Annotated in this window: 26 protein-coding genes; 8 read left to right on the top strand and 18 right to left on the bottom strand. The window is 29.5% G+C overall.

The features are described from left to right. Window positions 1-131 precede the first annotated feature (131 nt). The 3 genes from BTO18_RS04980 (at window position 132) to BTO18_RS04990 (ending at window position 4,698) form a co-directional block, all read left to right on the top strand. A complete protein-coding gene (locus BTO18_RS04980) occupies window positions 132-2,753 on the top strand; it encodes a zinc-dependent metalloprotease (RefSeq protein ID WP_105015171.1) in 2,622 nt (873 codons plus the stop codon). Window positions 2,754-2,816: 63 nt separating this feature from the next. After that, window positions 2,817-3,818 carry an alpha/beta hydrolase gene (locus BTO18_RS04985; RefSeq protein ID WP_105015172.1) on the top strand — a complete coding sequence of 334 codons (1,002 nt, stop codon included), beginning with the start codon at window positions 2,817-2,819 and terminating at the stop codon, window positions 3,816-3,818. After that, window positions 3,811-4,698: a TIGR01777 family oxidoreductase gene (locus BTO18_RS04990; protein ID WP_105015173.1), complete on the top strand. Its 888-nt coding sequence runs from the start codon at window positions 3,811-3,813 to the stop codon at window positions 4,696-4,698. The genes BTO18_RS04985 and BTO18_RS04990 overlap by 8 nt, the downstream gene beginning before the upstream one ends. Here the strand turns inward: BTO18_RS04990 and BTO18_RS04995 are convergent. The 7 genes from BTO18_RS04995 to rsfS are packed head-to-tail and all read right to left on the bottom strand — an operon-like array spanning window position 4,688 to window position 9,990. Further along, window positions 4,688-5,308: a YceI family protein gene (locus BTO18_RS04995; protein ID WP_105015174.1), complete on the bottom strand. Its 621-nt coding sequence runs from the start codon at window positions 5,306-5,308 to the stop codon at window positions 4,688-4,690. The genes BTO18_RS04990 and BTO18_RS04995 overlap by 11 nt on opposite strands. Window positions 5,309-5,312: 4 nt before the next feature. Beyond that, window positions 5,313-5,609, bottom strand: a complete 297-nt coding sequence (locus tag BTO18_RS05000; RefSeq protein WP_105015175.1) for an acyl-CoA-binding protein — start codon at window positions 5,607-5,609, stop codon at window positions 5,313-5,315. Continuing rightward, complete coding sequence (locus tag BTO18_RS05005) at window positions 5,584-6,240, bottom strand: phosphatidylserine decarboxylase family protein (RefSeq protein WP_105015176.1); 657 nt, start codon at window positions 6,238-6,240, stop codon at window positions 5,584-5,586. The genes BTO18_RS05000 and BTO18_RS05005 overlap by 26 nt, the downstream gene beginning before the upstream one ends. A 2-nt stretch (window positions 6,241-6,242) precedes the next feature. Then, window positions 6,243-7,037, bottom strand: a complete 795-nt coding sequence (locus tag BTO18_RS05010; protein ID WP_105015177.1) for a phosphatidate cytidylyltransferase — start codon at window positions 7,035-7,037, stop codon at window positions 6,243-6,245. Window position 7,038: 1 nt separating this feature from the next. Beyond that, the gene (locus BTO18_RS05015; protein ID WP_105015178.1) at window positions 7,039-7,623 is read right to left on the bottom strand and encodes an LUD domain-containing protein; all 585 of its coding nucleotides are present in this window, start codon (window positions 7,621-7,623) and stop codon (window positions 7,039-7,041) included. 21 nt (window positions 7,624-7,644) lie between these two features. Further along, window positions 7,645-9,606, bottom strand: a complete 1,962-nt coding sequence (gene ftsH / locus BTO18_RS05020; protein ID WP_105015179.1) for an ATP-dependent zinc metalloprotease FtsH — start codon at window positions 9,604-9,606, stop codon at window positions 7,645-7,647. A gap of 15 nt (window positions 9,607-9,621) precedes the next feature. After that, window positions 9,622-9,990, bottom strand: coding sequence for a ribosome silencing factor (gene rsfS / locus BTO18_RS05025; protein ID WP_105015180.1), 369 nt, complete (start codon window positions 9,988-9,990; stop codon window positions 9,622-9,624). 87 nt (window positions 9,991-10,077) lie between these two features. Between rsfS and BTO18_RS05030 the strand changes: the two genes are divergently transcribed. Continuing rightward, window positions 10,078-10,806 (top strand): biotin--[acetyl-CoA-carboxylase] ligase, encoded by a 729-nt coding sequence (locus tag BTO18_RS05030; protein WP_105015181.1) that lies wholly within the window; start codon window positions 10,078-10,080, stop codon window positions 10,804-10,806. Here the strand turns inward: BTO18_RS05030 and BTO18_RS05035 are convergent. Together BTO18_RS05035 and pyrE are read right to left on the bottom strand one after the other, a co-directional pair. Next, a complete protein-coding gene (locus tag BTO18_RS05035; RefSeq protein WP_105015182.1) occupies window positions 10,803-11,192 on the bottom strand; it encodes an orotate phosphoribosyltransferase in 390 nt (129 codons plus the stop codon). The two genes, BTO18_RS05030 and BTO18_RS05035, sit on opposite strands and share 4 nt — an antisense overlap. A 12-nt stretch (window positions 11,193-11,204) precedes the next feature. Continuing rightward, window positions 11,205-11,846 (bottom strand): orotate phosphoribosyltransferase, encoded by a 642-nt coding sequence (gene pyrE / locus BTO18_RS05040; RefSeq protein ID WP_105015183.1) that lies wholly within the window; start codon window positions 11,844-11,846, stop codon window positions 11,205-11,207. Between the two features lie 7 nt (window positions 11,847-11,853). Here pyrE and BTO18_RS05045 point away from each other — a divergent pair, with 7 nt between their 5' ends. Continuing rightward, window positions 11,854-12,450 carry an NUDIX hydrolase gene (locus tag BTO18_RS05045; protein ID WP_105017505.1) on the top strand — a complete coding sequence of 199 codons (597 nt, stop codon included), beginning with the start codon at window positions 11,854-11,856 and terminating at the stop codon, window positions 12,448-12,450. Window positions 12,451-12,500: 50 nt separating this feature from the next. After that, window positions 12,501-14,129 carry a SulP family inorganic anion transporter gene (locus tag BTO18_RS05050; RefSeq protein ID WP_105015184.1) on the top strand — a complete coding sequence of 543 codons (1,629 nt, stop codon included), beginning with the start codon at window positions 12,501-12,503 and terminating at the stop codon, window positions 14,127-14,129. Window positions 14,130-14,144: 15 nt separating this feature from the next. On the opposite strand, the gene BTO18_RS17950 is transcribed toward BTO18_RS05050, so the two are convergent. The 7 genes from BTO18_RS17950 to BTO18_RS05080 all read right to left on the bottom strand — a co-directional run bounded on the left by BTO18_RS17950 (window position 14,145) and on the right by BTO18_RS05080 (window position 21,289). Next, on the bottom strand, window positions 14,145-14,603 hold the full coding sequence (locus tag BTO18_RS17950) for a molybdopterin cofactor-binding domain-containing protein (RefSeq protein ID WP_226789006.1): 459 nt from the start codon (window positions 14,601-14,603) through the stop codon (window positions 14,145-14,147). Next, window positions 14,534-16,357 (bottom strand): xanthine dehydrogenase family protein molybdopterin-binding subunit, encoded by a 1,824-nt coding sequence (locus BTO18_RS05055; protein ID WP_226789007.1) that lies wholly within the window; start codon window positions 16,355-16,357, stop codon window positions 14,534-14,536. The genes BTO18_RS17950 and BTO18_RS05055 overlap by 70 nt, the downstream gene beginning before the upstream one ends. Next, window positions 16,354-16,818 carry a (2Fe-2S)-binding protein gene (locus BTO18_RS05060; RefSeq protein WP_105015185.1) on the bottom strand — a complete coding sequence of 155 codons (465 nt, stop codon included), beginning with the start codon at window positions 16,816-16,818 and terminating at the stop codon, window positions 16,354-16,356. The genes BTO18_RS05055 and BTO18_RS05060 overlap by 4 nt, the downstream gene beginning before the upstream one ends. 35 nt (window positions 16,819-16,853) lie before the next feature. After that, window positions 16,854-17,957, bottom strand: coding sequence for a lactonase family protein (locus BTO18_RS05065; protein ID WP_105015186.1), 1,104 nt, complete (start codon window positions 17,955-17,957; stop codon window positions 16,854-16,856). Then, a complete protein-coding gene (locus BTO18_RS05070; protein ID WP_105015187.1) occupies window positions 17,958-19,709 on the bottom strand; it encodes a M14 family metallopeptidase in 1,752 nt (583 codons plus the stop codon). It lies immediately after the preceding gene. 78 nt (window positions 19,710-19,787) lie between these two features. Further along, complete coding sequence (gene coaD, locus BTO18_RS05075) at window positions 19,788-20,243, bottom strand: pantetheine-phosphate adenylyltransferase (protein ID WP_105015188.1); 456 nt, start codon at window positions 20,241-20,243, stop codon at window positions 19,788-19,790. A gap of 71 nt (window positions 20,244-20,314) precedes the next feature. Then, the gene (locus tag BTO18_RS05080; RefSeq protein WP_105015189.1) at window positions 20,315-21,289 is read right to left on the bottom strand and encodes a D-alanine--D-alanine ligase; all 975 of its coding nucleotides are present in this window, start codon (window positions 21,287-21,289) and stop codon (window positions 20,315-20,317) included. A gap of 94 nt (window positions 21,290-21,383) precedes the next feature. Here BTO18_RS05080 and BTO18_RS05085 point away from each other — a divergent pair, with 94 nt between their 5' ends. Further along, window positions 21,384-21,938: a PASTA domain-containing protein gene (locus BTO18_RS05085; RefSeq protein WP_105015190.1), complete on the top strand. Its 555-nt coding sequence runs from the start codon at window positions 21,384-21,386 to the stop codon at window positions 21,936-21,938. A gap of 108 nt (window positions 21,939-22,046) precedes the next feature. Next, entirely contained in the window at window positions 22,047-23,084 is a 1,038-nt protein-coding gene (locus BTO18_RS05090; RefSeq protein WP_105015191.1) for an RluA family pseudouridine synthase, read from the top strand. A 2-nt stretch (window positions 23,085-23,086) separates the two neighbouring features. Here the strand turns inward: BTO18_RS05090 and BTO18_RS05095 are convergent, their stop codons facing one another. Together BTO18_RS05095 and BTO18_RS05100 are read right to left on the bottom strand one after the other, a co-directional pair. Next, window positions 23,087-24,481, bottom strand: coding sequence for a serine hydrolase domain-containing protein (locus tag BTO18_RS05095; RefSeq protein ID WP_105015192.1), 1,395 nt, complete (start codon window positions 24,479-24,481; stop codon window positions 23,087-23,089). Window positions 24,482-24,541: 60 nt separating this feature from the next. After that, on the bottom strand, window positions 24,542-24,959 hold a 418-nt coding region (locus tag BTO18_RS05100), incomplete at its 5' end, for a helix-turn-helix domain-containing protein (RefSeq protein ID WP_146106978.1).

Raw genomic sequence — 24,959 nt, forward strand, 5'->3', positions numbered from 1 at the left:
TAATAAAATAAATTTGATGAAATTTATAAATTTGGTCATCTAAAAATAATAGTTTTCATTTTTTATAAAAATCTTAACATTTAAAATTATTTCAAAAGTTAACTTGTATGTTTTTAATTAAATCATGTTTTATGAAGATAATAAATTTAGGTAAATTTAAAATTCTTTTTACATTATTATGTATTTCAGTATTGAGTATTCCAGATGCAAATGCACAATTATTTAAAAAGAAAAAAAAGAAAGTTGAAACAAAAACTGTTCAAAAAAAGAAACCACCAAAAAAGAAAGGAAAAACAATTGCTAGCCTAACAAAAAGTAGCAAAAAAATTGACGGTCTTTTTACAATCTATCAAGATACAATAACTGGATCCGTAAAAATGTTGGTAAAAAAAGAGCAATTAAATAAAGACTTTATTTATTTTTCTCAAATTGCAGACGGAGTTGCTGCTGTAAGAGCCTTTAGAGGAAGTTATAGAGGATCAAGTATTTTTCATGTTAAAAAACATTTTAATAAATTAGAAATTATAGCTCCAAATACATCATTTTATTTTGACGAGAATAATGCAATTTCTAAATCTGCAGAAGCAAATATTAGTGATGCAGTAATTGCAAGTGGGAAGATTCTAGCTTCAGATGATAAGAAAGGAGAATACTTAATTGATGCAAATGGTCTATTCTTATCAGAAACTTTTACAAGAATAAAATCTCCAAGATTTCCAGGACAATCTCCTTTTGCTTTTTCATTAGGACGTTTTGATAAAAACAAATCTAAAATTCATCATATTAAAAATTACCCAGAAAATACTAATATTAAAACAGAATACGTGTATAGCAATCCATCTGTTTTAAATGGTGGAGGAAGAGATGTTACAGATGGTCGAAATGTTTCTGTGAAAGTTTTTCATTCATTTATGCAAATGCCTGAAGATGACTATGAGGTAAGGATTGATGACCCAAGAGTTGGTTATATAAATACTCAAGTAAATGATATGACTACTACAGAAACTGTGAACTATAAAGATATGATTCACAGATGGAAATTAGTCAAAAAAAATCCGGAAGCTGCCATTTCTGAACCTGTAAAACCAATTACTTGGTGGATAGAAAATTCTACTCCTGTTGAATGGAGAGAAACTATTAAAGAAGGTGTTTTAGCTTGGAATGAAGCTTTTGAAAAAGCTGGTTTTAATAATGCTATGGTTGTAAAAGTACAACCAGATGATGCAGATTGGGATGCTGGAGATGTAAGATATAATGTTTTACGTTGGACATCTTCACCAAATCCTCCTTTTGGTGGTTATGGACCAAGTTTTGTTAATCCAAGAACTGGTGAAATTTTAGGCGCAGATATTATGCTAGAATTTGTTCATTTTACAAACAGAGTCTTTGCTGATAAATTATATAATAATACAGCTGCTAATATGCATCTAGAAACTTCAGAAGAGCTTGAAGTACAAAAATATCTAGCAAAAAATAATATGCTTTTCTGTTCTGCTGGACATGTTATGCATGAAAACCTACAATTAGGAACTGCTGTTTTACAAGCTTCAGGAGCTTCAAGTTTAGATATGGAAGCTATTAAAAAGGAAGGAATGAAGTCTTTAATCATGCACGAAGTTGGGCATACTTTAGGATTAAATCACAATATGAAAGCTTCTCAATTATTTTCGCCAAAACAACTGGCAGATGCTAATTTTATTAAGGGAAAAGCATTGACAGGTTCTGTTATGGATTATGCAGGAATAAATATTACTAATGATAGAAGTAAGCAAGGTCAATATTATGATATGGCTGTTGGTCCTTATGATGTTTGGGCAATCCAATTTGGATACACACCATTTAAAAATGAAGCAGAAAAAAATGCTTTATTAAACAGAAGTTCTGAACCAAAATTGATTTTTGGAAATGATGCTGATGATATGCGTTCTTCATCAAGAGGAATAGATCCAAGAGTAATGATTGGAGATTTATCTAATGATGCAATTGGGTATTCTGTAAACAGATTTAAATTGGTAAATTCTATGCTGAAAGACTTTAAACCTAAATTTATGAAAGATGGGGAGACCTATGAGAATTTGAGGAGAGCTTATTATACGTTACAAAATCAATCAGCTATTGCTGGTGGAGTTGTAGCAAGATATATTGGAGGTGTTTATGTAGATAGGTCAAACATTGGGCAAGAAGGTGGAACACAACCTTATACACCAGTAAGTTTAGAAGACCAAAAAAGAGCAATGAATGCATTAAAGAAATATATTTTTGCTCCAAATGCTTTTGAGGCTCCAAAAGACGTGTATACACATTTGGCAAGACAGAGAAGAGGTTATGATTTTTTTGGAGGACCAGAAGATCCAAAAATTCATGAGCAAGTGTTAGGGTATCAAACTTATGTGTTATCACATTTAATGCATCCAAATACATTACAGAGAATTTCTAATTCAACACTTTATGGTAATAATTATAAATTGTCAACTTATATGACAGACTTAAATAATATGATGTTTAAACCAGATGTATATGGAAGTATCAATTCTTTTCGCCAAAATTTGCAAGCTGTTTATACTAAAAGGTTAATAAGCATGATTGCTGGTAAAACTAGTAGTAGATTTACTGTTGCTGCTAAATCTATGGCAATTTATAATTTAAAAAATATTAGAACTTGGGTAAGTAATGGTTCAGGAGATTTAGCTACTAAAGCACATAAAAATCACTTAAAAACATTAATTACTAATGCCATGAAAGAAATTAAGTAATTTTATTACATATATTTATTGCAACCGTAATCTTTTTGATTGCGGTTTTTTTATCTTTACTAAATGATAAAAAAAATACTAAAATATTTAGGTATATTAATTATAATTTTAATTCTTATCTACTTTTTAGGACCTAAAGTAGAAACTCCTAATTTATCCTATAATCTTCCAAATGTTACAAATGATTTATCTGAAATCAATACTCAAGTAAATTTAGAGAATCTAAATAAGAATATTCGAAAAGGTAATGAATCTAGATTAATTTGGGCCGATAGTATTCCTACAAAAACAGAATATTCTGTTGTAGTCTTGCATGGTTTTTCTGCTAGTCCTGCTGAAAATGAAGTATTGTATACTAATTTCTCAAAACGATATAAAACCAACTTATATGCTCCTCGCCTTTTTAAACACGGTTTAAACGATGCAGCTCCTTTATTAGATTTTACTGCAGAAGGCTACATAAATTCTGCAAAAAGAGGATTAGCAATAGGAAAAAAGTTAGGTGAAAAAGTAATTTTGATATGCGCAAGTACAGGAGCTACAGCTGGTTTATATTTAGCTGCTCATCATCCAGAAATTACTGGGTTAATTTTAATTTCTCCGAATATTGATATTTATGATTCAACATCAAACTTAATTACAAAACCATGGGGAGAACAACTATTAAAAACAGTAATGGGTAGCGATTATCAGATTTGGAGCCCGCCAAATGGAGCAGATAAGTTCTGGTATGGAAAATATAGAGTTGAGGCTATTATTCAACTAAAGGCAATGATTGAAGCTACAATGAATACAGAAACGTTCAAGAAAATTCATCAACCATTTTTTATGGGATATTATTATAAGAATGAAGAAGAACAAGATAAAACAGTTTCTGTTAAAAGAATGCTAGAAATGTTTGAAGAAACTTTTACAAAACCAGAAAAAAAAATAAAAATGGCATTTCCAGAAGCAAAGCAACATTCTATAGCTTCTCGCTTTTTTAACCCTAATTATTTAAATGTACAAAAAGAAGTATTCAATTTTACAGATACAATTCTAAAACTTACACCTAAAAATGAGTAAAATATTAATTACTGGAGGCACTGGTTTAGTAGGTACACAACTTACTGAATTATTACTTAATAAAAAACACGAAGTTGTTATTTTAAGTAGAAACCCTGAAAAGAAAAATGAATTTAAATGGGATGTTTCTAAAAACTATATTGATGAAAAAGCTTTTGAAAATATAGACTATATTATTCACTTGGCTGGATCAGGAATTGCTGATGAACGTTGGTCTGAAAAAAGAAAAAAAGTTATTATTAATAGCAGAGTAGAAACTGCAAATCTACTTTTTAATAAAATTAAAAAATTAAAAATTAATTTAAAAGGATTTATTTCTGCTTCTGGAATTGGTTTTTATGGAGCAGTAACATCAGATAAAATATTTAAAGAAAGTGATAAGGCTGGTAATGATTTTTTAGGAGAGGTTTGTATTAAATGGGAAGATGCTGCACATCAATTTTCATCACTAAATATACCTATTACTATCTTAAGAACAAGTATTGTTTTGTCTGAAAAAGGTGGGGCTTTAGAAAAAATGATTGCTCCTCCTGTAATTTCTGCTTTAGGTTCAGGAAAACAGTATATGCCTTGGATTCATATAGACGATTTGTGTAATATGTATATATCTTTAATTGAAAAAAATATAACTGGTATTTTTAATGCTGTTGCACCAGAACACCACACAAGTAAAACCTTTTCTAAAATTTTAGCAAAAAGTATTGGCAAACCTTTTGTAGGCATTAATGTACCAAGCTTTATGCTAAAATTACTCTTTGGAGATATGTCTAAAATACTATTAGAAGGTAGTAGAGTTTCTGCAAAAAAAATCGAAAAGCAAGGATTTACTTTTCGATTTTCTAAATTATCTGAAGCTTTAAATGACCTCTTTAAAAAGTAGAGGTAATATTTAATGCTACTTCACTCCATGTTTTAGAAACACCATCTGCACCAGTATGTAAAACCTCACATACTTTATTTAAAGCAGCCAAAGCTGCTGAAGCATTCCAATCATTTACATCAATTTTAGAAGACATACTAAACGTCTTTTCTGCAATTGTATATGTAAAAGGTACTTCTCTTGTATATCCATTCATTTTAATTTCTGCTATTCCATTTGTATCATCTTTTATCATTAATTTACCAGAAAGCAGTTCTGTATTTTCCATTTTACCAAAAAAGAAATTTTGAATTTTATAATCTCTACTGGTATCTTTTGTGAATAAACTACTCACAGGTATAGAAAATTCGGTGTTATTAATTGCTTCTTTAACACTGTTTCCTTCACCACCAGAAACCACATTAACTTTTTTAAACCAACCAGCTACTCCAACTTTTTCTGTAGTTTTATATGCTGTAAATTTAATATCATTTTTAGCCTGTGAAACCATAAATGCTGCTGTACTCTTTTTAACTTCTTTTTTACTTTCCTCTTTTTTTGCTTCCGATTTGCAAGAAAAGTTAAGCACACTTACAATTGATAAAAATGAAATAATTGCTATTTTTTTCATGTTTTTACTTTTTTTTAATTAAAACTTTATTTGCTAATTTTATGTATTCTTTTTTTGCTTCTTTTGCAGACATACCATTCAGTTGCATCCAAGCATTAAATTTAAAAGCACTTCTAACATCTAAACCACTATTAAAAGAAAAATTATTGCCAAAATTTGCCTGTTTATAATATGCATATAATTTAAGCATTACATCTGGTGCAACTGCTTCTTTTAATTTAGAAATTTCGTCAAAAGCTTTTTTGTATTGACCATCTAAATTATTATCTGAAGATTTATTTTTCTGCGATAACTTGGACACCACCTTTTACTTTATCTCCTAAATTTACGTTTATTTTAGTGCCTAAAGGTAAATACACATCTACTCTAGAGCCAAATTTAATAAAACCTGCATCAGTACCTTGAGTTACCTTATCTCCTTCTTTAGCATAGTTTACAATCCGTTTAGCTAAAGCACCTGCAATTTGTCTATATAGAATTTCTCCAATAGTTTCATTCTTTAAAACTACAGTAGTTCTTTCGTTTTCTGTTGATGCCTTTGGATGCCAAGCTACTAAATATTTTCCTGGATGATATTTACTGTATTTTACAATACCACTCATTGCGTACCTTGTAACATGCACATTAATTGGCGACATAAATATTGAAACCTGAATTCTTTTATCTTTAAAATATTCTGGTTCTTCAACTTCTTCTATTACAACTACTTTACCATCTACAGGTGCAATAATTGTATTATCATTTAATGATGTTAATCGCTTGGGATTTCTAAAAAACTGTAAGACGATTATTAAAAAAGCTACTGCTAATACTTGTATGGTTTTAGACAACCAAATGATATCTAAAAACTTTTCTGCCAACAAAATAACAGCAATACAAAAAATAAACGTTACTAAAATAATTTTATATCCTTCTTTGTGAAAACGAATCATAGTTATATAATAAAATGAATATACAAATATACAAATGGTGCAGCAAACATCAAGCTATCTAGTCTATCTAAAATTCCTCCATGACCAGGCATAATATTACCACTATCTTTTATGTTAGCCTGCCTTTTAAATTTAGACTCAACTAAATCTCCAAGAGTCCCTAAAGTGGAAATTAAGAATGCAATAACTAACCAATTAAATAATGAAAAATCTAAATTAAATTTACTTATAAGAAGAGCAGCAACTAGTGCAAAAACTAAACCTCCTAAAAAACCTTCTATCGTTTTTTTGGGAGAGACAGAAACAAATAGCTTATGTTTTCCAAAATTTTTGCCTACTAAAAAGGCAAAAGAGTCATTTACCCAGATAATTGATAGAATAGAAATCATTAAATAAGGATGAAAACTGTTCTTATAAAAAGGCAACATAACTAAAAAGCAGGTGGAAAAAATAACGTACCTAATGGTTGTACCTAATTTTGCTCTATCATTAGAAAAACCAATTTCCTTTTTATTTATTAATTGATAAATTAAAAATACAGATGATAATAAAGTTATAATTAAGACAATTAAAGTCGCAATATTATCTTGTTTTTTTAACAATAAAAATAAAACAGCAGGAAAAAATAAGTATGCAGCATAGTTTTTTAAATTTACCATTTTTGCAAACTCCCAAATACATAAAAAACCAAATATAGTTGTGAGAGTTATATAAGATTCTTTAGAAAATAAAATGGCAGAAATAAATATTATAATGTAAATTATTCCAGAGAAACTCCTTCGTAAAAGGTTGCGCATATTATAAATCTTCTAATAACAGCAAATATAAGTTTTTTGAATTACTGTTACCGTAGTTTAAAAAATTATCATCACTTTTATTGAGAACGTAATTTTTAACTGAAGAAATGTTAGTAGGTAAGTTAGATTTTGAATTCGTTTTTATTCCAGTTAGCCCCTGTCCTGTATCTTTTACCAATTGACTAGTAGTTGCAAAAACAATAAAATTATCTGGATATTCTGTTAACTTCCTACTAGCTAATTGATTAGAAGAGAATAAAACATCGCCTTTATCTGCAATTAAGTGTTCACATGAAGTAAAAACAGGTACATCTAAAGATATACGAGTAACAATTTCTGCTTGTTTCTTATTAATTAGTTTTGATAATTTTTGATCTAGTAAAAATACTTTTGACCAGTTATTCTCTTTTAGAATATTGTTAATGTTTTGTAAGACTTCTTCTTTTTTGAGGCAATATAAAAACTTACCTCCTTTTTCAACAAAATTATGTACAAACAAATCATCTAAAGATAGCCTTACATTTTGCTTTTGTATATGGCTTTCTTCTTGGGATGAAATATTGAAAAGTTTTTTAAAAAAATTCATTTAAAAACAAGTTGGTTATTTCTAAATATCTTCTTTCTTAGAAATTACTTCTTCTTTAACTTCTTTTTCTACTGCCTCATTCTCAAAAGGTCTTTTACCAAATATTTTTTGAAGATCATCCTTAAAAATAACCTCTTTTTCTAATAATAATTCAGCTAAAACACTCAACTTTTCTTTATTATTTTCAAGTAATTCTATAGCTCTCTGATATTGAATTTCAATCATCTTTGAAATTTCTCTATCAATTTTCTTACCAGTTTCTTCACTATAAGGCTTTACAAACGTATCGTTTCCAGAAGAGTCATAATATGTAATATTACCAACTTCTTCATTTAAACCATACACAGTAACCATTGCTCTTGCTTGTTTGGTAACTTTTTCTAAATCACTTAGAGCACCTGTAGAAATTTTATTGAAAATTATTTTTTCAGCAGCTCTACCTCCTAAAGTTGCACACATTTCATCAAGCATCTGCTCTGTTTGCACAATTAATCGTTCTGCTGGTAAATACCAAGCAGCTCCTAAAGATTGACCTCTAGGTACAATAGTAACTTTTACTAATGGTGCAGCATGTTCTAACATCCAACTTACAGTTGCATGACCAGCTTCGTGATAAGCAATTACTTCTTTTTCTTTTGGTGTTATAACTTTTTTCTTCTTTTCTAAACCACCAACAATTCTATCTACAGCGTCTAAAAAATCTTGATGATGAATCGCTTTTTTGCCATTTCTTGCAGCAATTAAAGCTGCTTCGTTACACATATTTGCAATATCTGCACCCGAGAAACCTGGTGTTTGCTGTGCTAAAAACTCTAAATTAACATCATCTGCTAATTTTAAAGGTTTAATGTGTACTTCGAAAATTTCTTGTCTTTCTCTAATGTCTGGTAAATCAACATAAATTTGCCTATCAAAACGTCCAGCTCTCATTAAAGCTTTATCTAAAACATCAGCTCTGTTTGTAGCAGCTAAAACAATAACGTTTGTGTCTGTTCCAAAACCATCCATTTCAGTTAATAATTGATTTAAGGTATTTTCACGCTCATCATTACCACCAGTCATGCTATTTTTACCTCTTGCTCTACCAATTGCGTCAATCTCGTCTATAAAAATAATTGATGGAGATTTTTGTTGTGCTTGCTTAAATAAATCACGAACTCTAGAAGCTCCTACACCAACAAACATTTCAACAAAGTCTGAACCAGATAAAGAGAAAAATGGTACACCTGCCTCACCTGCTACTGCTTTTGCCAATAACGTTTTACCAGTTCCTGGAGGTCCTACCAGTAAAGCTCCTTTTGGAATCTTACCTCCTAAAGAAGTATATTTTTCTGGACTTTTTAAGAAGTCGACAATTTCTTGTACTTCTTCTTTTGCACCTTCTAAACCTGCAACATTCTCAAAAGTAGTTTTAACTTTAGTGTCTTTGTCAAATAATTTTGCTTTGGATTTACCAATGCTAAAAATTTGACCTCCTCCTCCTGCACCACCTCCAGCACCAGACATTCTTCTCATAAAAAATAACCAGATTGCAATTAAAATGATAAATGGTAAAAACCCGATAATCATATCAAAAACACTAGTTTTTTCTTTATTTCTTATATCAACTATAAGATTATTTTTTTCTTTTGCATTAAAAACATTGTCTTCAAAATTCTTCTGGTCACCAAAATTATATTCATAAACAGGAGAACCTGGTCTATAAAAAGCTGAAGAAGTAAATTCTTTATGTTTTGTCTTTTTTAGTGCATCTTGTGTTAAATAAATCTGTGCAACATCTTTATTGATAACAACAATTTCTTTGATATCATTATCCCTTAAGATTTCATCAAATTTATTTTTTGAAATACTTTTAGAAGCTAAATCGCTTGTGTTAAAAAACTGAACTGCTATTATAGCTATTAAAATTACACCATAAATCCAGTAAGAACTAAATTTAAACTTTGGCAAATTTGGTTTATTCTCTTTATTTGAGTCACTCATGTTCTTATTATTCTTTTAAACTGGGTTTATTTCAGTAATTTTTGCATCACCCCAAAGGCTTTCTATGTCGTAAAAATCTCTTACATGTTTTTGAAAAATATGTACCACAACGTTTACATAGTCCATTAAAACCCATTCAGCATTTCCTTGACCTTCTATATGCCAAGGCTTATCTTTTGTTTCTTTGCTAACTACTTTTTGAATTGATCCTGAAATTGCATTTACTTGCGTATTAGAATTACCTGAACAAATAATAAAATAATCGCAAACAGTATTTTCAATTTCTCGTAAGTCTAGTAATTGGATATCTTCTCCTTTTACATCATCTATCCCCTTAATAATTACAGATATTAAATTATCTGCGCTTACATTTTTTTTTGTCATTAACGCTTTTCTAAATTTTTGGCAAAGTTATTATTTTTTTGCGACTATTTTGTGTAATATTGAACTAGTTTACACTTTATTTAACAGTTGAAAATAATCAAACTTGATGCCATTGATTCTACCAATTCTTTTTTAAAGGAAATGGTTAAAAATTCTACAGTAGAAAACTATACAGTTATAGTTACTAAAAAGCAAACAAATGGTCGTGGTCAAATGCATACCAAATGGCTTTCTGAACCTAATAAAAACCTAACATTCAGTATCTTATTAAACAACCTTAAAGTAAAACTTTATCAGCAAAAATATTTAAATTTCGCAGTTAGTTTAGCAATTTATAAAGTCTTAAAAAGACTAGATTTAAAAAACATTGCTATTAAGTGGGCTAACGACATTATGTCAGATAATAAAAAGATTTGTGGTATTCTTATAGAAAATAGCCTCAAAAAAGATATTGTTACCTCTTCTATAGTTGGTATTGGACTGAATGTGAATCAAACTAATTTTCCTGAAAGTATTAAAAACGTTACTTCTTTAAAATTATTAAAAAACAAAGATTTTAATTTGGATGATCTATTAGAAAAAATTGTATCAGAAGTAAAAAATTGGATTCAGTATTTAGATACTGACAAAAAGTATTTAGAAGATTGTTACTTAAAAAATCTTTATAAGAAAGATAAAGTAGCAACATTTAGAGATGTAAATGATAATTTATTTACTGGAATGATTATTGGAATTTCTAAAAACGGTAAGCTTCAAATTAAATTTGAAAACGATACAATACAAGAATTTGGCATTAAAGAAATTGCTTTTGCCTAGATAGTTTCTAGATTGTCGGTAAGTGTTTCAATGAAATTTGTTAATGGTTTTTTTACCATCATTGCCATCATCATATTAAATTTACCATTAAATTCTAGTTGTACTTCTGATGAATCTTCATCGATTTCTGCAATATCAGCAATTAATTGAAAATCTAATTTACTACTAGCTGCACCTAAAGTAACATTAGAATATGGAGTAGTTTCTTTTAAAACCAATCGTATTTCTGGCATTCCTTTTAATCCAAAAATAAAAGAATCACCATCTACTTCGAATTTTTCGATAGTATCTGGCATTAATTGCTCAAAGTTTTTTAAATCAGTTAAAAATTCAAAAGTTTCTTTTTGAGATTTTTCTACTACTACTCTATTTCCTGATATATTCATTTTGATTACTTTTTATTGATTCCATTCACTTGGGTTGGCTCTCCACTCTTGCAATGTAGCTAATTCTTTTTGAGTAACATAATTACTGTCTAAAGCTTGTTCTAGCAAGTTTTCGTAATTGCTTAACGTTTTTAAACTTACATTGTTATCTTCAAAGTTTTTAGTTGCAATATCAAATCCGTAAGAAAAGATTGCTACCATTCCTTTAACAACAGCATTTGCCTCTTTTAGAGCAGCAACAGCATTTAAACTACTATTACCAGTACTAATTAAGTCTTCTACAACTACCACGTTTTGACCACTTTCTAAATGTCCTTCAATTTGGTTTTTTCTTCCATGTTTTTTAGGCTCTGGCCTAACATAAACAAATGGAATCCCCAACTCTTGTGCTACTAAAACACCAATAGCAATTGCACCAGTAGCAACACCAGCAATAACATCTGGCTTACCATACTCTAATTCAACAATTTTAGCAATTTCTTCTTTTAAAAAAACTCTAACAGGAGGATAAGATAATGTAACTCTATTATCACAATAAATAGGAGATTTCCAACCAGAAGCCCATTGAAATGGTTCTGAAGGATTCAATTTTATTGCTTTAATTTGCAACAAAAGTTCAGCTGTCTTTTTTGCAGTATCTTTGTTTAAAATCATAAAACAAATGTATAAAGTTTTTGTAAATGATAAGCCAATAATTATCACTTCTTCTTCACAAAACAAAAATAATTATCCTGTTTACATTTATAAGAATATTGTTTTTGATGAAGTCATTTATAAATTAAAAAATGAAGCGATACAAGGCATATTGCTATATACTACTAATTTAGAGAAAGATTGGAATCGTTTTAAAACAAATTTTAAAGTTGTGCCTGCTGCTGGTGGACTAGTTAAAAACAGTAAAAATGAATTTTTATTTATTTTTAGAAATGACATTTGGGATTTACCAAAAGGTAGAATAGAAAAAGGAGAAACTATTGATATTGCTGCAATTAGAGAGGTTGAAGAAGAATGTGGCATTTTTAATTTATCAATTTTAAAAAAATTAATTACCACTTATCACACCTATTATCAAAAAGGATTACGATTAAAAGAAACACATTGGTTTTTAATGACTTCTAATTACAATAAGCCTTTAATACCTCAAATTGAGGAAGGTATTACTGAAGCTACTTTTAAAAATGAAAGTGAAATAAAAGCAATATTAGAAAAATCTTATGCTAATATTAAATTGGTTTATGATACTTATAAAGAAGCATAGTTTTCTAAAAAAACGTTCTATATTTGCCGACTTAAAAAATCACCAAAATTATGACTGAATTTATCACAAAACGTGTAAGTAACGTAAGAAATGATATTTTATCTGGAATTACTGTTGCTCTAGCGTTAGTTCCTGAAGCAGTGGCTTTTGCATTTGTTGCAGGAGTTGCCCCTTTAGTAGGTTTATATGCGGCTTTTATGATTGGTTTAATTACGTCGATTTTTGGAGGAAGACCAGGAATGATTTCTGGTGCAACAGGTGCTTTAGCAGTTGTTATGGTAACTCTTGTAGCCAAAGGAAATGCAATGGGTAGCCCAGATGAAAATTTAGGTCTTTACTATTTGTTTTTAACTGTAATATTGATGGGAATTATTCAGTTTTTAGCTGGAGTTTTAAAACTCGGTAAATTTGTCAGATTAATTCCACACCCAGTAATGATGGGTTTTGTGAATGGTTTGGCTATTGTGATTTTCTTATCTCAATTAGGAATGTTTAAAGAAACTATTGATGGAGATAAAGTTTGGCTAGAAGGAAATTCTTTATGGTTAATGATTGGTTTAGTAGGTTTAACAATGCTAATGATGTGGGGCTTACCAAAACTAAAAGCAACTAAAAAATTACCAGAAGCTTTAATTGCTATTTTAGTAGTTTCAGGAATTGTAATTTTTTCAAATTTAGATGTTGCTACTGTAGGTTCTTTTATTAGAGATGGTGGTGGAGAAGGTTTAGAAGGTGGTTTCCCTGTGCCTGTTTTAGAGACATTCACAAATATTCCTTTAAATATGGAAACATTTTGGTTTATTTTTCCTTATGCTTTAATATTAGCAGCTATTGGGTTGATAGAATCCTTGATGACCTTAAATTTAATTGATGATTTAACTGAAACTCGAGGAAACTCAAACCGAGAATGTATGGCCCAAGGTGGTGCAAATATTATTACTGGTTTGTTTGGAGGAATGGGTGGCTGTGCCATGATTGGACAATCGATTATCAACATAAAAGGTGGTGGACGTGGACGATTATCAGGAATTACAGCAGCTGTTTTCTTGTTGATGTTTATTCTTTTTGCATCTTCTTATATTGAACAAGTTCCTATTGCTGCTTTGGTTGGAGTAATGTTTATGGTGGTTATTGGTACTTTTGCTTGGTCTAGTTTTAGAATTATGAATAAAATTCCGAAATCTGACGTTTTTGTATTGATTTTAGTTTCTTCTCTAACAGTAATTTTTGATTTAGCAATTGCTGTAATTTCTGGTGTTATTGTTTCTGCTTTGGTTTTTGCTTGGGAAAATGCGAAAAGAATTAGAGCTCGTAAACGTTTTAATGCTGATGGAACAAAAGTTTATGAAATCTGGGGACCATTATTTTTTGGGAGTATTTCTGCTTTTAATGATAAATTTGACGTAAAAAATGATCCTGATACTGTAGAGATAGATTTTGTAGAGGCTCGAATTTCTGATCATTCTGCAATTGAAGCTATTTTTGCTTTAGTAGAGAAATATCAAGCAGCGAACAAGAAAATTACTTTAAAACATTTGAGTGAAGATTGTAAAGTTCTTTTGTATAAAGCTAGTCCAATTTTTACAGATATTATTGAAGAAGATATTGATGACCCACGTTATCATTTGGCTGCTAACCCTGAAAAGTTTCCTAAACCTTTGGGGGAGTATAAGTTTTAAACATAATTTGATATTTTAAACCATCCCCAAATCTACCAAAGGCAAATTTCTTACACGTTTTCCAGTTGCATTAAAAATAGCATTGCAAATAGCAGGAGCCATTACAGGAACTCCAGGTTCTCCTACTCCAGTTGGTTTTTCGTGCATTTTATCTAAAATATCAATATGAATTTTTGGAGCGTGTTTCATTCTTGTCATTTGATAATCGAAGAAATTATTTTGTTCAACTGCACCTTCTTTTGTGGAAATTTTTCCAAATAGTGCTATAGACATTCCAAAAATAGCAGCACCTTCTAATTGGTTTTTTACGTTGTCTTTATTCAGTACCAAACCACAATCTATGGTTGTCCAAACATTTTCTAGTTTTACTTTTTCATCAATTACAACAACCTCTACTGCTGTTGCTACATAAGAATAAAAACTATAATGAATAGCAATTCCAATTCCGTGATTTTTGGATAATGTTTTTCCCAATTTGCCATTTTTGCTGTATTATTCAACACGTCTTTCATTCGCTTGGAATCATAAGGATAATTCGATTTTCCTTTAATAACTCTATCTTTTCCTATTAAGTTTAAATGAAATTGTACAGGATTAATCTTGGCAGCATTTGCCAATTCATCTACAAAAGAATTGTTTCCAAAACCACTATGAATATGCACTACAGAACGCAACCAGCCAATTCTTAAATGCGACTCCGCTTTTACATTTTCTAACCTAAAATTATCCAATTTATAGGGATTATTGGTAAAACCTTGGTTCAATTCTAAACCAGAAGCGTAATCTGACATTGGTTTAAATGAAGATACAATAGATGGCACAGCAACTCTTTGCAACCAACCTGTAACATTCCCTTTTTTATCAATTCCACCTTTTAAATATTGTGCACTTGTTGCGTGATAAAAACTATGTTTTATATCGTCTTCACGCATCCAAACTACTTGAACAGGAGATTCTATTTCTTTGGATAACGCAACTGCTTCAACCACAAAATCAGATTTTGATTTTCGCCCAAAACCTCCACCTAAAAAAGTAACATTTATGGTAATTTTTTCTAAAGGAATTTCAAAAAAGTGCGCCAATTCTGCTCTGGCAGTTTGTGGATCTTGTAAAGGCGCCCAAACTTCTATTTTATCTCCTTGAAACCAAGCAGTTGCATTAGGCACTTCCATTGGTGCATGCACTAAAAAAGGGACGTGATAAGTGGCTTCTATAATTTTTTCTGATTTCTTAAAAGCTGATATAGTATTACCTCTGCTTCCAGGAACTAACTTTCCTGTTTCTTGCAGTCTTTCTGTTAAAACTTGTTTGAAATTATCAGTATCAAAAGAATGATTTTCTCCATAATCCCACTCAACATTTAGGTTGAGTTTCCCTTGAAAAGCAGACCAAGTATTATTGGCAATGACAGCAACACCTCCTAAAGCTCCAAAAAATTGTCCAACTGGAGGCACTATTCTATCCAGCTCAATTACTTTTTCTACACCAGCCGTTTTTTCTGCATCAGTTTTATCAACACTTTTCAGTGTACCAAAGGTTACAGGACATCTTACAATGGCTGCAAATTTTAGATTAGGAATACGAACATCAATTCCATAGGTTGCAGTTCCGTGTGTAAAATGGTTTAAATCGACACTTTTTAAAGTTTTTCCTATAAATTTAAAATCCTCAACTTTTTTTAATTGGATAGTTGCATCATCAGGAATGGCTATTTTTGAAGCGTCTTCTACTAAATCTCCATAGAAAATTTTATCTTTTGTAACTGTATTGATTATAAAATGATTTTCTGCTTTACAATCAGTTGCTACAACATTCCATTTTTTTGCAGCAGCTGAAATTAGCATCATTTTTGCAGCAGCTCCCATTTTACGCATAGGTTCTAGTCTAGTTCTTACACTTCTAGAACCATCCGTATTTTGGTTGCCATATTTTGCATCTCCTGTAGCTTGTTTTACAGCAACGTATTTCCAATCTGCTTCTAATTCATCAGCAATTGCTGATGCTAATGAGGTTCTAATTCCTTGCCCCATTTCTGAACGTGAAGCAATTAAAGTGATATTCCCGTTTTTTTCTAAATGGATGAATAAATTCGGAGCAAAAAAATCTTTATTTATTTCTGGTTGAAATTTCTTTTCTACTGTAGATGTACATCCTAAAATAATTCCAGTAGAAGCCAAACCAAAAAGCTTCATAAAATCTCTACGATTTACCTGATGAATATTGCTCATATTGCTTTATTTTTAAGTGCTACAGCTTTGTGAATTGCTTTTCTAATTCTTGTATATGTTCCACATCTACAAATATTATCAGACATTACATCATTAATATCTTTATCTGTTGGGTTTGCAACTTTATCTAACAAAGAAGTGGCTGCAATTAATTGCCCTGATTGACAATATCCACATTGTGGCACATTACCATCGTTCCAAGCTTCTCTTAAAAATTCTAAATTTTCTGAAGTACCTTCTATTGTGAAAATTTCTTTTCCAATTCCATAAGAAACAGGCATACTGCAAGATTTTGTGAGTCTGCCATCAATTAAAATAGAACATGCTCCACATTGTGCTACTCCACATCCAAATTTAGTTCCTGTAAGACCTACAATGTCTCTTATTGCCCACAATAAAGGCATATCCTCCTGTACATCAATTGTATAAGATTTTCCATTAATTGATAAAATTTTGCTCACCTGTAAAGATTTAAAAACTACAAGTTACGTAAATTTTAAAACAAAATACATACCGGATTTGGTGCATTTACTTCATCAACAAAAGTTAGTTTCCCTGTTTCAGAATTTCTTTTAAAAGAGATGATATTGTTGGTATCTTGATTAGCAACTAATAAGTATTTATTATTAGGAGTTAATGTAAAATTTCTTGGATTTGCTCCATTTACAGCCTCAAAATCAACTAATTTTAAAATTCCATTTTTAGAATTTACCTTATAAACTATAATTGAATTATGCCCCCTATTAGAAGCATACAAGAATTTCCCATCATTAGAAATATGAATATCTGCTCCTTTTGAGTATTTACTATATCCTTTTGGTAACATAGAAATTGAAGTTTCTACAACATATTTTCCTTCTTTTTCTTTTACTAAAGCAACAGAGTTATTCAATTCGTTTAAAACATATATCCATTTTTTATTTGGATGAAAAGTTAAATGTCTTGGACCTGCTCCATCAGTAAATTTTAATTTTTTCTGATTTGTGAAGGTGAATTCATTTTTTGCATCTTCTATAGTAGAAAACCATAATTCATTTGTTCCTAAATCAACAGAAATAATTTCATTTTTATTTGGATGAAACCAAGTAGAATGTGCATGAGGTGCTTTTTGTCTGTCAGTTGTTCCTTTTCCTTTATGTTGTTGAACAGACAATAAATTAGTCAATCCATTTTGATCATCAACTTTTAGATAACCAACATTTCCACCTGAATAATTGGCAACCAAAACTTGGTTTTTATCATTTACAGTGATAAAACAAGGATGTGCTCCACCAGATTTTGATTTGCTCACAAACACCAAACTATCTTTTTGAATTTTGAATGATTTTACAAATCCAGTTCCATTTTCATCAGTTTCTTCTACTGATAACAATGTTTTATTGTCTTTGGTTTTTGCTAAAAATGATGGATTATTTGCTTTTGCTACTAAACCTATTTTAGATAATTTTCCATTTTCATCAATTTGATATTTATAAATCCCTTCACTTTCTCCATTTGTGTATGTTCCTACATAAAAATGTTTTGTTTCGTTATTTTTATTTTCCACAGATTTACAAGCTATAATTAGAACTATAAGGATAAAAAAAGCGATATATTTCATTTATTTAATTTTAAAAATTGGCAATCTTAAATGTGCTTTTTCATAATGAGGAGAATTTTTATAAATAAAGTTTAATTGCATTCTTGGATTTTTCGAAAAAGTTTCATCATCATTTAATTTGTCTTCAAATTGTTTTTTTAGTTCTGTATTTTCAACTAAATACTTCTCTGCAATATCCTCAAAAACATAGGCAGAATAACCTTCTTTTTGCTGCAAAATAGTGTCGAAAAAGTTCCAATTGAAAAAAGAATCTGTAGCTTCTGATTCTAAAGTTTCTAACAAATAACGTATTCCCTTTTGATTTGTAGAAATGTATAAATCGCCCTTTTTAAAGTTGACATTTTCTGTAGATGAAGAAACTGTTGTATTGTAGTGCAAATAATGACCTTCATAAGGTAATTTTCTAGTTTTGAAATCTTTGATGTGGTTTACTATAACTGCAATTGTTGTATCTTTTTTAAATCTAGTAAACTCGATATTGTTATTTTTTAATCGATCTATAATTTTGTGCCAACCTTGTTGCAAAATATAAGCTTTTGGAATGGTTATTTCTTTGGTTACTTCGAACTCGTCATAATATTTAATTGTTTCTTCAAAAGGTTTTGTTTTATCGTAAAATAAACGTTTTCCATTGGTTATTTTGCTTTCTATCATTTCTCCTTTGTAACCTTTAAAATTTAAATCTCTATATTTTTCTTTATCAACCTTAAAATGAATTGGATATGTTTTTTTTGCTAAAATTTCTTCTGTTGCTTTTGTTCTTAAATTTTTAATAATTTCTGAATTGGTTTCTGTAAAATCGAAAGTAGAAAGCATTAATTCATAAGTTTGCTCTACTCTAATTTTATAGGGTTTTAACATATGTGTTTCTACCATTAAGCCTAGTGTATTGAACAAAGTTGTGTACCCTGTAGAATATCTTGGAGAATCGAAAAATTGAGAAAAACCAGCTTCTGGAGTTGTACCCCAAACATTTACATAAGGTGTAATATTAATGTTTTTTGCGACTAAAGAAGCTTCTAACTCTGGACGCATTTTGTCTTGTAAAAATGCTCCTAAATTTCCTCCTAATTTGTTATGTTGTGTAAATAAATGTGTTATTGCATATTGATAATCTGCTCCATTACTTACATGATTGTCTATAAATACATCAGGATTTACAGTATGGAAAATCTCTGCAAAAGTGGCAGCATTTTTTGTATCTTGTTTGATAAAATCTCTGTTTAAATCATAATTTCTGGCATTGCCTCTAAAACCATATTCTAAAGGTCCGTTTTGATTAGCTCTTGTATACGAATTTCGATTTAAAGCACCACCAACATTATATACAGGAATTACACATATTAATGAATTTTGATATTTTTTCTGCAAAGAATCATTCTGAACAATATCTCTTAACATTAACATTGAAGCATCAATTCCATCTGATTCTCCTGGATGAATTCCATTATTAATTAAAATTCTATTTTTTGTAGATTTTTTGATTTCTGATACATTATAAATTCCTTCTTTGTTATATACTACTAAATGTAAAGGCTCACCTGAATCTGTTTGCCCAAATGTGAATAATGAAATTTCATCATAGGTTTCAGACAATTTTTTATAATAGGCAATTACGTCTTTATATTCTGGTGTTTTTGTTCCTTTTGATTTCTCAAAAAGTGTAGTAAAATCTTTGGTTTCTTTTGATTTTTTATCACAAGAAATCATTAGAAAAGCTATTGATAAAAGCAGTAATATTGATTTTTTCATTTTATATTTTGTTGAAATGTCGATAATATAATCAACATAAATTATAAGATTTCTCCATAAAGTCGAAATGATATATATTTATTTTATTCTTACAGTTTTAGGTACTAATTTGGTATAATCTCCATTATTTCTAATTACATCTCTTACTATTGAAGATGAAATGTAAGAAGTACTTGCTGCTGTTAATAAAAATACAGTTTCAATTGGTGCTAAATCTCTATTGGTATGTGCAATTGCTTTTTCGAACTCAAAATCTGCAGGATTTCTTAATCCTCTTAAAATGAATTCGACATCATTTTTTTGACAAAAATCTACTGTTAATCCTTTATAAGTCACCACTTTTATTTTAGGATTATCTTTAAAACAATCTTCAATAAATTTTTTACGTTCTTCTAAACTAAACATGTATTTTTTATCTGCATTAATACCAATTGCAATGATTAATTCATCAAAAACGGTAACACCCCTTTCAATAATATCATAGTGTCCTAATGTAATCGGATCAAAAGATCCTGGGAAAATTGCTTTTTTCATTTTTGGTTGTTTAACTGTTTATACATTTAAAAGTTTAATTGTAAACAAATAAACCTTTAAACAAATCAACTTTATTTTAGAGCACTCTCAATAGCATTTCCAAATAAATCTTTTAAAGAAATACCAGCTGCTGCTGCTTGCTGTGGTAAAATACTTTCTTCTGTCATTCCTGGCACCGTATTCATTTCTAAAAAGTGAGGTTCATCATCAACAAAAATAAATTCAGATCTCGAAAAACCTCTCATATTTAACGCTTTATACACTTTTTTAGCTGTTGATTCTACCCTACTTTTTTGAGTTTCAGTAATTCTTGCTGGTGTAATCTCTTGTGATTTTCCTTCGTATTTTGCTTCGTAATCAAAAAAATCGTTTTCTGATACTATTTCTGTAATTGGCAATACTTTTATTTCGTTATTATATTCAATCACTCCCACAGAAACTTCTGTTCCATCTAAAAAAGATTCTATTAAAATTGCATCATCTTCTTTGTACGCAGTTTCAATTCCTGCTAAAACTTCATCTACACTATATGCTTTTGAAATTCCATAACTAGACCCAGCATTATTTGGCTTTATAAAACAAGGTAAACCAACTTTAGCAATGATTTTATCAGTATTAATTTTATCACCTTTATTTAAATACACAGAAATTGCAGTTTTAATTCCATATTCTTTAACAACACTTAAGGTATCTCTTTTGTTAAATGTTAATGCCATTTGATAAAAAGGTGCTGATGTATGTGGAATATTCAATAATTCTAAATAGCTCAAAATCATTCCATTTTCTCCAGGATTTCCGTGAATGGCATTAAAAATACAGTCAAAAGTGATTTTTTCATCATTCAAAACAAAAGAAAAATCATTTTTATCAATAGTATGTTCATGATTTTCATCATCTAAAACTATCCACTTTTCTTTTAAAATATGAACTCGAAAAGGATTGTATTTTTTTATATTTAGGTTCTTATAAACCACATTTCCACTTTTTATAGAAATGTCTGCTTCAGAAGAATAGCCACCCATAATTATGGCAATATTTTTTTTCATCAGTTTTAGTTAATTGTAACAAATTTATCAAAATATAAATAGAAAGTACAACGTTTAGTTTTTATATATTTGTGCCACTAACAAAAAACATTTTATGAGTATTTTTCAGTTTTTAAAAAGTAAATCTTTTTTTAAGCAAATAGCCATTGCTATTATTGGCTTTGTTTTATTTTTCTTCATTTTAAAATTTTGGTTGAATATTACCACCAATCATGATCAAAAAATTCAAGTTCCAGATTTACATAAAATTACAATTGATGAAGCTGAACGAAAATTAAAAGAACTTAATTTAGATTTTAAAGTGATTGATAGTGCAAGTTATAATCCTACGTATCCAAAAAAATCTGTTATTGAGCAAAGCCCAGAAGCAGGTGACTTTGTAAAAGAAAAACGAAAAATCTATCTGACTTTAAATCCATCAAAATATAGAGATATTACCATACCAGATTTAAATGGACGTACTAAAAGACAGGCTGAATCTGAATTACAAGCCATAGGTTTTATTATTGGCACAAACTACACTTACGTAAGAGATATTGGAAAAGACGTAGTAAGAGGTTTGAGATATAAGGGAAAAATTATAAATCCAAATGATAAATTACCTAAAAACACCATTATTGATTTGGTTTTGGGCGATGGAAAACGATGATTAGGAGTTAGAAAAAATAAAAAGTTCTCGATACAATTTTCTCATAAAATCGAAAATCACTCGAACTGACAAACTAAAACTTTAAATATTGAACTTTAAATAAAAAAAGTGCAAGAAAACAATCCGCAAGAAATAGAAAATGATGATTTGTACGAACACTACAGATTTACAGCTAGTGTAGGACAAATTCCTTTAAGAGTGGATAAATTCTTGATGAATTTTATTGAAAATGCTACAAGAAATAAAGTTCAACAAGCTGCGAAAGCTGGTAATATTTTAGTAAATGATGTCGCTGTAAAACAAAATTACAAAGTAAAACCTCATGATGTTGTACGAGTGGTTTTAGCTCATCCACCACATGAAAATTTATTGGTTGCAGAAGATATTCCTTTAGATATCGTTTACGAAGATGATACTGTTATTGTTGTAAATAAACCAGCAGGAATGGTGGTACATCCTGGTCATGGAAATTATAGTGGTACTTTAGTTAATGGATTAATTCATCACATAGAAAGCCTACCTACTAATTCTAATGAAAGACCTGGTTTAGTCCATAGAATTGATAAAGATACAAGTGGACTTTTGGTGGTTGCCAAAACTGAATTTGCAATGGCTAATTTATCTCGCCAATTTTTTGATAGAACTACAGAACGTTTATATTACGCTTTAGTTTGGGGTAATATTGAACAAGATGAAGGTAGCATTGAAGGCAATATTGGACGAAGTTTAAAAAACAGACTGCAAATGGCTGTTTTTCCTGATGGCGATTTTGGTAAACATGCAGTGACTCATTTTAAGGTTTTAGAACGTTTAACTTATGTTACTTTAGTGCAATGCAAATTGGAAACTGGAAGAACGCATCAAATTAGAGCCCATTTTAAACATATTGGTCATACACTTTTTAATGATGAACGTTATGGAGGTAATGACATTTTAAAAGGAACTACTTTTACCAAATACAAGCAGTTTGTACACAACTGTTTTAAGGTTTTACCAAGACAAGCTTTACATGCCAAAACATTAGGTTTTACACATCCAAAAACTGGAGAGTTTATGCAATTTGATTCTGAAATCCCAAAAGATATGGCAGATTGTTTAGAAAAATGGAGAACGTATTCTGAACATTCTAAAGAGGAGTTTGAATAATTTTATTCGATTTTTTCAAAACTATTTACATTTCCAAGAGACATATACTTGATTTCTCCTTTTTTATTTGCTAAAAAACCCATAATTCTTTTTCCATCAAAGCTTTTGAACACTAATGGTTTTACTTGATAAAACTTTCTTCCAAAACCAGAAAGTGTGTTATTATTGCTTTTAACAAGCTGATATTTTTTCACTTTCTTATTATTTGAACAAGTATAACATTCTGACATCCATTTGTAAGAGCCTGCAAATTTAGAAACATCTTTATATATTCTTTTGGGGTTAGGTTGTATGATATTCTTTTTACCAAAATACTCCAAAACAAGTTCCATGACTTTTTTTCTCAAACTTGTACTTTCATGATGATGCACTATATAAATTCCTAAATTAATTTCTGGAACTAAAGTTAATAATGAACTGTAACCCAACATATCTCCTCCATGATTATATACTTTTAATCTAAATTGATGCTTTTCATAAAAGCCATAAGCAAAACCAAAAACTTCAGGTTGAATAGAGAGTTGTTGTGATTGCATTTTAAGCACATTTCTTTTAGATAGAATTTGTTTCCCTTTATAATTGCCATTATTTAACAACATTTTTATATAATTTCCCATATCTGAAACTGTACTATTTATAGAAGATGCAGGAAATGTATGATACCATTCCCAAGGTTGAGGAAGATTAATTCCATTATACATTTCGTAACCTAGTGACAAATAATTTCGATCATTTTCAGGTAAATTGATACTTGTTTTTTTCATTTCTAATAAGCTCCATATGTTTTTTCGCATATAATCTTCTAAAGAAAGCCCACTTAAATCTTCAACAAGTTGACCAGCTACTGCAATTCCATAAGAGGAATATGCAGAAATAATTCCAGGTTTTCTGATTCTTACTAAATTGGAGTTCAAAAAAACAGCTAAAGGAATTTGTAAGTTTTCTTGAAAAATCCTCCTTCCTCCTATTTCATCAAAACCTGCACTATGAGTTAGTAAATGATGAAAAGTGATTGGTTCAGAAAACGTATCAGGAATTTTTACAGAAAGTAAATATTTACTAATGTCATCTGTAACTTTTATTTTCTTCCTTTCCAATTCTTGAAGTAATGCAAATGCTGTAAATGTTTTTGTAATTGAACCAATTCTAAAAATAGTAGAATCTGGATGAATATAATTTGCGTTTTGTCCAAGTGATGTGAATCCATATCCTTTTTTAAGTAAAGTTTTATTATTCTTAACAATTATGAATGAAGCTCCTGGAATATGCTCACTCTTCATTGTTTTATTAATAAGAGAATCTAATCTATGCTCTAATTTCTCAATAGAATTATCTCTATTTTGTGCAGAAAAAATTATTGTATTTAAAGACAATAGTACCCAAAAATATTTTTTCATTTTTTTAAAATTTTAACAAAGATGAAAATTTTGAAATTGCTTCTATTGTAAAATATTGCACTATACTGATAGAAAAGCGTTTTGAAATTCTAAAGGGTTTACTCCAATAAATCTTTTAAAGTTTTTATAGAAATGAGAATTATCGTAAAAACCACAATCAATGGCAACATCAAAAATTGAATTCCCTTTTTTGAGCATTTCTTTACTCATTTCAATTTTTTTAAGAAGCACAAAATTATTTGGAGTTAAACCAGTTTCTTGTTTAAAGAGTCTTATAAATTTATATTTATTTACACCAAATTGTGAAGCTACATCATCTAATCTAAAATCATCAAAAGTTATATTATTTATTAAATTCTGATACAAATTACTCTTCTTATAAGGTTTTTTCTCTACATCTGAATTTCTAGAAATTAACCGTTTTAACGCTAATTTTAATCGACTTTCAAAAGAAAAATCCATTTTATTAAAATTTGAA

The sequence above is a fragment of the Polaribacter porphyrae genome (assembly GCF_002954685.1).
GTDB classification, from domain to species: domain Bacteria; phylum Bacteroidota; class Bacteroidia; order Flavobacteriales; family Flavobacteriaceae; genus Polaribacter; species Polaribacter porphyrae.